This window comes from Xanthobacter autotrophicus, from assembly GCF_029991245.1.
Lineage (GTDB): Bacteria > Pseudomonadota > Alphaproteobacteria > Rhizobiales > Xanthobacteraceae > Xanthobacter > Xanthobacter autotrophicus_C.
Map to the genome: position 1 here is coordinate 1 of NZ_JAIVFO010000174.1, position 8,202 is coordinate 8,202.

7 protein-coding genes are annotated in these 8,202 nt (G+C 70.7%); all 7 read right to left on the minus strand.

Annotated features, from left to right (window positions below; genetic code table 11):
• Positions 1-985, minus strand: a 985-nt coding sequence (locus K9U41_RS20335; RefSeq protein ID WP_282642672.1) for an SGNH/GDSL hydrolase family protein, incomplete at its 3' end; no start/stop codon positions are given.
• A gap of 300 nt (positions 986-1,285) precedes the next feature.
• Positions 1,286-1,777, minus strand: a complete 492-nt coding sequence (locus K9U41_RS20340; protein WP_282642673.1) for an ATP F0F1 synthase subunit B — start codon at positions 1,775-1,777, stop codon at positions 1,286-1,288.
• A gap of 143 nt (positions 1,778-1,920) precedes the next feature.
• Positions 1,921-2,538, minus strand: coding sequence for a F0F1 ATP synthase subunit B (locus K9U41_RS20345; RefSeq protein WP_432715835.1), 618 nt, complete (start codon positions 2,536-2,538; stop codon positions 1,921-1,923).
• Positions 2,539-2,723: 185 nt separating this feature from the next.
• The gene (locus K9U41_RS20350) at positions 2,724-2,951 is read right to left on the minus strand and encodes a F0F1 ATP synthase subunit C (protein ID WP_012114001.1); all 228 of its coding nucleotides are present in this window, start codon (positions 2,949-2,951) and stop codon (positions 2,724-2,726) included.
• A 54-nt stretch (positions 2,952-3,005) separates the two neighbouring features.
• On the minus strand, positions 3,006-3,758 hold the full coding sequence (locus tag K9U41_RS20355) for a F0F1 ATP synthase subunit A (RefSeq protein ID WP_282642675.1): 753 nt from the start codon (positions 3,756-3,758) through the stop codon (positions 3,006-3,008).
• A gap of 219 nt (positions 3,759-3,977) precedes the next feature.
• Positions 3,978-4,247 (minus strand): AtpZ/AtpI family protein, encoded by a 270-nt coding sequence (locus K9U41_RS20360; RefSeq protein ID WP_282642676.1) that lies wholly within the window; start codon positions 4,245-4,247, stop codon positions 3,978-3,980.
• 351 nt (positions 4,248-4,598) lie between these two features.
• Positions 4,599-8,051, minus strand: a complete 3,453-nt coding sequence (locus K9U41_RS20365; RefSeq protein WP_282642677.1) for a chromosome segregation SMC family protein — start codon at positions 8,049-8,051, stop codon at positions 4,599-4,601.
• Positions 8,052-8,202: the final 151 nt, after the last annotated feature.

Sequence of the window (8,202 nt, forward strand, 5' to 3'; positions counted from 1 at the left end):
GGGCCTTGCCTGGCTCCTCCAGCATGCGGTTGATGTCCTTCTGCACGAAGAAGGCGAGCTTGCGCCCGCCGGCGCGGGTGAAGCGGACACCGTCGTTGAAGCGCAGGCGGCGGCGCTGGCCGTCCACCGCCGGGCCGTTGGCGAGATACTTGCCGTCCTCGTCCACGAAGCCGTCCCACACATTGGCGAAGGCGAGGCCCGCCCGCGCGGCGCGGGTGCGCAGCAGCTCGTTGAGCTTGGCATAGTCGTCGGAGAGCGCCGTGTTCGCCACCGGCGCGAGGCCGGAGACGATCACCCGCCCGGCCTTGTCGCGCACCGCGGTCAACACCTCGTCCACGCGCTTGCCATAAAGCTCCAGCCAGCGCTCGGTGAGGGGCTGGATGAAGGCCTCCCCGTCCTTGATGGGCTGGAGGTCCTCGGAGCCGAGGGCGACCACCGTCACCGAGGGGCGCGCGGCGGCTATGGCATCCGGCGCGCGGGTGATCCAGTCCACCGGCGTGGGCAGATAGCCGCTGTCGTCGGAGGTGTTGTCGATGACGGCGATGCGGGCGCGGTCGGGGGCGTAGGAATCGGCGAGGCCCTGGGCGAGCTGGGCGGCGAGGCGGTCGCCGATCACCAGTATGAACTGGTTGGGCGCGGCGCGCTTGCCCTGCACCGCGGCATCGGCGGAGCCGTAGACCACGCCTTCGGGCTCGGAGGGGGCCGCCGGACGCTTGGGCTGCTGCTGCGGGAGTTGCTGCGGCTGTTCGTACTGGGGCTGGGGCTGGAACGGCCACCAGCCGGAATTCTGGCCCGGCCGCTGCGGCTTGGGCGCGGCCCGCGGGACCGTGGCCGGGGGGCGCAGGAAGGAAAAGAAATCGGCCTGCGCCAGGGCTGGCCGTCCGGCGTCGGCGACGAGGGCAAGGCCCAGCGTGACGAGGGCGACCAGCAGGGCAAGGGCTGCGCGCAGCGCGCCGGATGGCGCGGACCCTCGTGCGTCGGCCACTCCGCCGCGGCTGCGGGAGGAGGGCTCCGGCCGCAACGCCGGGCGGTCAATGGATGCGATCTGAACCTGACGGCACATGCCCTAGCAATGAACCAGCCGGGCGTCGGTTTCAAGGCGCGGTGCAGCAGGTGGACGCTGGCGCGGCATGTCTCGGCCGTCCGGAATGTGCGGAATCGGGGCGTCCGGAAATTGCGGCCGCCAGCGGGAGGCGCCGGACGATCAGGGCTGGGGCTTGCCCATCCCCAAACAAAAAGGCCGCCCGAAGGCGGCCCGCATGTCGGCTGAAACGAACGGAACCGCTCAGTTCAGCCTGGTCTTCACTTCGCCGATGGCGTTGGAGATGAGGCGGTCGCTTACATCGCCGCGCGCGGCGGAGCCCAGCAGGGCCTCGGCGGCCTTGGCGGCGGCGTCGGCGGCGATGGCCTTCACGTCGGCCACGGCCTGAAGCTCGGCCTGGGCGATCTTGTCTTCCGCCATCTTGGTGCGGCGGGTGACGAAATCCTCAAGCTTGGCCTTGGCCTCGGAGGCGAGCCGCTCGGCTTCCGCCTTGGCGGCGGTCACGATGGATTCAGCCTCGGCCTCGGCCTCGCGCTGCTTGCGCTTGAACTCGGCCACCAGCTTCTGGGCCTCTTCCTTGAGGCGGCGGGCTTCCTCAAGCTCGGCCGCGATGCGGTGGCCGCGGCTGTCGAGGGCGGACCCGATGGTGCGGTGGGCGCCGGCATAGATCAGGATGCCGACGAAGAGCAGAAAGGCGACGGCGACCCAAATCTCGGCCAGACTCATCTCGTTCATCGCAGGGTCCTCGGATCCGTCGGCGGCCACACGGCCGCATCTGCGGGGCAACGCCCCTTACGTGCTGAGCCACCGGAGCCGCGAAGGCCGGCGGAAAATTCGAACGGCCGCGCGATGGGAGGCGCGGCCGAGGTGCGGCCCGATCAGGCCGCGTCCTTCTTGACGAGCGCCCCGTCCACGGCCTGTTCCACGTCGGCCTGCGCAGGGCTGGTGCCGATGAGGGTCGAGACGATGGCGTGGGCGGCGTCCACCGCGATGCCCCGCACATGGGTGAGGGCCTCGGTCTTGGTGGAGGCGATGCTCTGTTCGGCGGTCGCCAGCTTGGCGGCGAGGCCGGCTTCGAGCGACTTGCGGTTGGCTTCGGAATCGGCGGCGAGCCGGTTGCGGGTTTCGCCGGCGATGGCATTGGCCTTGGCGCGGGCCTCGGCGAGGGCCTTTTCGTAGGAGGCCTGGGCGGCCTCGCTCTCGGCCTTGTGCTTCGCCGCTTCCTCGAGGTCGTCGGCGATGCGGTCGTGGCGCTCCTCCAGGATGCGGCCGATGCGCGGCAGGGCCACGCGGCTCATCAGGAGGTAGAGGAGGCCGAAGCTCAGGACGAGCCAGAGCAGCTGGGAGGCGAAGGTGGTGGCGTCGAACGGCGGGAAGTGGCTCTTCTTGCCATGCCCGTCTTCCGCAGCACCCGCGGCAGCGCCGTGAGCCGCCGGGGCGGCCTCATGGGTGCCCTGGCCTGCGGTTCCGACCGGCGGGGCCGCCTGCGCGACCACGACCGCCGCAGCGGTAGGGTGATCGCTCGCCGCAAAGAGGGGGGCGCCCCAGAGGGCCGCACCCGTCATCGCCAGCGCGACAGTCATTTTCCACGACTTCATCATGGCTTGCCCGCCTTCGCACCTGACCTTGCAATCACAGCACCCGGGCGCCGATCGCCCGGGAACCTCGTTCGTCCGGGCAATCAGGCCACGAACAGGAGGACGAGGGCGACGACGAGCGCGAAGATGCCGAGACCTTCCGCGAGCGCCGCGCCGATGAAGGCGCGGGCGAACTGGCCGTCGGCCGCCGACGGGTTGCGCAGGGCGCCGGAGAGGAAGTTGCCGAAGATGTTACCGACGCCGACGGCGGCGAGACCCATACCGAGGCAGGCGAGACCGGCACCGATGAACTTTCCAGCTGCGGGATCCATGGGACTGCTCCTTGAGAACGCTTTGGATTTGGGGATTTGAGACACGCCGCCCGGTCAGTGCCCGGGATGGATCGCGTCGTTGAGGTAGATCGAGGTGAGCACCGCGAACACATAGGCCTGCAGCATCGCGACCAGCAGTTCGAGGGCGTAGAGCGCCACGATCATGAAGAAGGGCAGGGTCGCGCCGAACCAGCCGACCACGCCGGCCGAGGCCAGTCCCACCACGAAGAAGGCGAACACCTTCAGCGCGATATGGCCCGCCAGCATGTTGGCGAACAGACGCAGCGACAGGCTGATGGGGCGCGAGAGGAAGGACACCACCTCGATCACCACCAGGAACGGCAGCAGGAAGGCCGGCACGCCCGACGGCACGAACAGGTGCAGGAAGTGGGTGCCGTGGCGCACGAAGCCGTAGACGATGACCGTGCCGATCACCAGCAGCGCCATGGCGGCGGTGACGATGAGATGGGCGGTGACGGTGAAGGTGTAGGGAATGAGCCCCACCACGTTCGCCACCAGCACGAAGGTGAAGAGCGAGAACACCAGCGGGAAGAACACCATGCCTTCCGAGCCGGCCGAATCGCGCACCATCTTGGCGATGAATTCGTAGCTCATCTCCGCCGCCGACTGGGCCCGGCCCGGCACCAGGGTGCGGCCGCGGGTGGCGTAGGTGAGGAAGAAGAAGATGATGGCTACGATGCCGAACATGAACAGCGCGGCGTTCGTGAAGGAGAACTGCACGCCGCCGAAATTCAGCAGGTCCACGTAGCGCTTGATCTCGAACTGGTGGATCGGATCGACGGTCATCCGAACGCGCCCCCTGCCAATGCGGCCAAGCCGCTGAACCAAAGATCACGGCCAGAAGCCGCGACGGCCAAATAGACGAAGCGACCTTGCAGCCGCCAAATTGCCCAACCGGCACGGGCCGCATGAACGGATCCGGCCGCAAACAAAAGGCGGCATTTCGCCGCGAACAAATCGTCCGGTCCCGCCGCGCCTTGAAATCCTTGGAGGATCTGGCGCCCGTCAAGTCCCGGTCTTGCCACGGTTCCGACCTTCGCCGGAGGCCCGCAGCATATTGGTCACACCGGCGGCGAAGCCGAACAGCGTGAAGACGATCATGCCCCAGGGCGCGATCGAGAAGAGCCGGTCGAGGCCGTAGCCGATGAGCGCGCCCACCAGAACGCCCGACACAAATTCCGCACCCAGCCGGAAGGCGAGCGCGGCGCCCGAGGATGCCGAGGTGTCCCGCCCTTTCGGTGCGGGGACCTCGGTCTTCGAGCGAACCTGGCCCAACGAGGTGTTGAGCTGCTCGAGCCTTTTGGAAAGCTCGGTGTCGCTGGTCCGGGAGCCTTCCGCCTCGCCTGGTCCTTGGTTCCCCCCGCGGGAGGCGTCTTCAGGTCCGGACATGGCGCAAAACCCCGGCTTCGGTGAAGGGCGTGCGGCCCTTCCCCTTGAAACCGCGGCGCACCATAGTTGCGTCAAAATTGGGTGTCAAGGCGCGCGGCCCTCATATTAAACAATTGAAACGCAAAGAAAAAATTGTGGCTGCGACATCGTGCTTCGCCATGATCGCCCGCCGCATTCCGTTTGGGCGCCCTGCGTTCGCCCCGGCGACAGCGGCGCCGGTGCCGGGATGGGGCAGGTTCAGACCGCTTCCAGCAGGCGCTCGGCGCGCTGCAGGTCCACCGAGACGAGGCGCGAGATGCCCCGTTCCGCCATGGTCACGCCGAACAGGCGGTTCTGGTGGGCCATGGTGATGGGGTTGTGGGTGATGGTGAGGAAGCGGGTGTCGGTGAGCTTGGTCATCTCCTCCAGCAGGGTGCAGAAGCGCTCCACATTGGCGTCGTCGAGCGGTGCGTCCACCTCGTCCAGCACGCAGATGGGCGCGGGATTGGTCAGGAACACCGCGAAGATCAGCGCCATGGCGGTGAGCGCCTGCTCGCCGCCCGACAGCAGCGAGAGGGTCTGCGGCTTTTTGCCCGGCGGCTTGGCGATGATGTCGAGGCCGGCTTCCAGCGGGTCGTCGGCCTCGGTGAGCACCAATTGGGCCTCGCCGCCGCCGAACAGGGTGTCGAACAGCTTCTTGAAATGGCCGTCCACCACCACGAAGGAGGCCTGAAGCCGTTCGCGGGCCTCGCGGTTGAGGCTGAGGATGGCGCCGCGCAGGCGCTTGATGGCCTCCACCAGGTCGTCGCGCTCGCCCACCAGCTTGATGTGCTGGCCCTCGGTTTCCTCCAGCTCCACGTCGGCGCGCAGGTTCACGGCGCCGAGGCGGTCGCGGTCGCGCTTGGCCCGCTCCAGCGTGGCCTCGATGGCGGCGACGTTCGGTGCCGGCGCGTCGGGGTCGAGGCCGGCCTGCTCGCGGGCCAGCTCCGGGGGACCTTCCAGAATGTCCGAGATTTCGCGCAGCAGGTCGTCGCGGCGCTGGCGGGCGGCTTCCAGCCGCGCGTCGGAGCGCGCCGCCTCGGCCCGCGAGCCGGACATGGCCTCCAGCGCGTCGCGGGCGGCACGGTCGGCGGCGGCAAGGGCCGCCTCACCCTCGGCCAGATGGTCGGCGGCGGCGCGGCGGGCGGCTTCCGCCGCTTCCAGCGCATTCATCAGGGCGCGGCGGCGGCGGATGAATTCGGAGGGGGCGTCCTCCAACGTGTCCAGCTCGGCCTTGGCCTCGGCCTCGCGGGCGGCGACGGCGGCGAGGCGGTCGCCGGCCCCGCCGGCACGCTGCCGCCATGAACGCTCCTCGCCGATGATGGCCTCCAGCCGGCGCTGGCGCTGGCTGTTGTCCCGGCGCACGGCGTCGAGCCGGGCGCGGGCTTCGGAGAGGGCGGCACGGCGCTCGGCGGTCTCGGCGCGGGCGCGGGCCATCTCGGTTTCCAGGATCTGCGGCGTGTCGAGGGCGAGGAGGTGCCCTTGCGCCTCCTCCATGCGCGCCTCGCCGTCCTCGCGCACGGCGGCAAGGCGGGTGCGCGCCTCGGCCAGGGCCGAGAGGCGGGCAAGATGCTGGGCGGCGCGGCGTTCGGCCGCCTCCAGCGTGGAGCGGCTCGCCTCGGCGGCGCGCTGGGCGGCGCGGCGGGCCTCGCGGGCGGCGTTTTCGGCTTCCGCCGCGTGGCGGAGCGCGCCGTCGCGATCGGCGAGGGCGGTGCGGATCTCGTCCAGATGGGCCTCGGCCTCCGCCACTTCCGCCTCGATGTCTTTGAGGCGGTTGCGCTCGGCGAGGCGGCGGGCGGCGGCGGTGGGGGCATCCGCGGCCGCGACCACCCCATCCCAGCGCCACAGGTCGCCTTCCACCGAGACCAGCCGCTGCCCGGCCTTGAGCCGCGCGACCAGCTCCGCGCCCTGTGCGCGCGGCACGATGCCCACCTGCGCCAGACGGCGGGCGAGGGCGGGGGCGCCGGAAACGAAGCGGGACAAGGGCTCGGCCCCCTCGGGCAGGGCCGGGTCGGCGGGATCGGAGGGGGCGCCCGCCCAGCGCGCCGGGGCGGCGGCATCAACCGGCAGGTCGAGGTCGTCCCCCAGCGCCGCGCCCAAAGCGGTCTCATAGCCCTTGGCCACGGACACGAGGTCCGCCACCGGCGGGAAGCGATGGTCGGTGGATTGCAGGAGCTTGGCGAGGGTGCGCGCCTCGGTGTCGAGGCGGCCGAAGCGCGATTGCGCCTCGGACAGGGCCGGGCGCAGCTCCTCCATGGCGCGGCGGGCGGCCTGATGGGCGGCCTCGGCCTCGATGCTGGCCTCCTCGGCCTCGGCGAGGGCGTCGCGGCCGGCTTCCGCCTCCATGCGAATGCCCTCCAGCGCCTCGGTGCCGGCCTGCTGCTTCAGCCGCGCTTCCTCCGCCTCCACCGAGGCGCGCTCGGCGGCATTGCGCACCAGCCGGTCGCGGATTTCGCGCACCGCCTGCTCCAGGCTGGCGCGCCGGGCGCCGAGGTCGGCGAAATGGGCGGTCTTTTCTTCCAGCGCCCGCTCGGCGTCTTCGAGGTGCGCGGCGGCTTCCTCCAGCCGGTCGCCAGCGATGGCTTCCAGCTCCGCCGCCTCCTCCTGCTCGAAACGCAGGGTTTCGGCCTCGGTGGCGAGGCGTTCCAGCACCCCTTCGGCGTCGGCGGACAGCGCCCGCTCGCGCTCGGTGTCCTGGGCGAGCTGGATCAGGCGGCGCTCCAGCTCGTCCTTGCGCGCGGAGAGCCGGGCCTCCTCGGCATCCAGCTCCGAGCGGGCATGGGTGAGGCGCTGGAGCGCGGCGGCGGCCTCCGCCTCCTTCTGCCGCAGGGCGGGGAGGGCGTGGGCGGCCAGCGCCTGAAGGCGCGCCGCCTCGGCCTGCATGCGGGTGTGCTCGGCGCCGTCGCGGTGGGCGGCTTCCACCGCCTGCTCGGCCTCGGCCAGCGCGCGGGTGACCTCGCCCCAGCGCAGCCACAGCAGGGTGGCCTCGCACTGGCGGATCTCGGCGGCCAGCGCCTTGTAGCGCACGGTCTGGCGGGACTGGCGGCGCAGGCTCTCCACCTGCCCGCCGAGCTGGGTGATCACGTCTTCCAGCCGCAGCAGGTTCTGCTCGGCGGCCTTCAGCCGGGTCTCGGCCTCGTGGCGGCGGGCGTGGAGGCCGGCGACGCCGGCGGCTTCCTCCAGGATGCGGCGCCGCGCATTGGGCTTGGCGCCGACGATCTCGCCGATCTGCCCCTGCCGCACCAAAGCCGGGGAGCGCGCGCCGGTGGAGGCGTCGGCAAAGATGAGCTGCACGTCGCGGGCGCGCACATCCTTGCCGTTGATGCGGTAGCTGGATCCCGCGCCGCGCTCGATGCGACGGACGATCTCCAGTTGATCCCACTCGTTGAAGGCGGCGGGGGCGGTGCGGTCGGAATTGTCGAGGCTGAGCACCACCTCGGCCGAATTGCGCGCCGGCCGCCCCGTGGTGCCGGCGAAGATGACGTCGTCCATGTCCTGGGCGCGCATGGCCTTGTGCGAGCTTTCGCCCATGACCCAGCGCAGCGCCTCCACGAGGTTGGACTTGCCGCAGCCGTTCGGCCCCACGACGCCGGTGAGGCCGGGCTCGATCATGAGATCGGTCGGCTCGACGAAGGTCTTGAAGCCCACGAGCCGCAGGCGGTCGAACTTCATGCGGTCGCGCGCGGCCGGAGGGGCGAAAGGGGGGAAAGGGTCATCAGCGCGGGGTGTGCCAGCCTTTGAAGGTTTCAGTCAAATCAGCGTGCCCCCCCTTGGGGAACCGCGCAAGCCTCGGTGGGGCAACGATCCACAGAGGGGCGAGGGG

Coding starts and splice junctions, on each gene's coding strand:
- K9U41_RS20340 (WP_282642673.1), bottom strand. CDS start 1,777: ATGAACGAGATGAGTCTGGCCGAGATTTGGGTCGCCGTCGCCTTTCTG.
- K9U41_RS20350 (WP_012114001.1), bottom strand. CDS start 2,951: ATGGATCCCGCAGCTGGAAAGTTCATCGGTGCCGGTCTCGCCTGCCTC.
- K9U41_RS20355 (WP_282642675.1), bottom strand. CDS start 3,758: ATGACCGTCGATCCGATCCACCAGTTCGAGATCAAGCGCTACGTGGAC.
- K9U41_RS20365 (WP_282642677.1), bottom strand. CDS start 8,051: ATGAAGTTCGACCGCCTGCGGCTCGTGGGCTTCAAGACCTTCGTCGAG.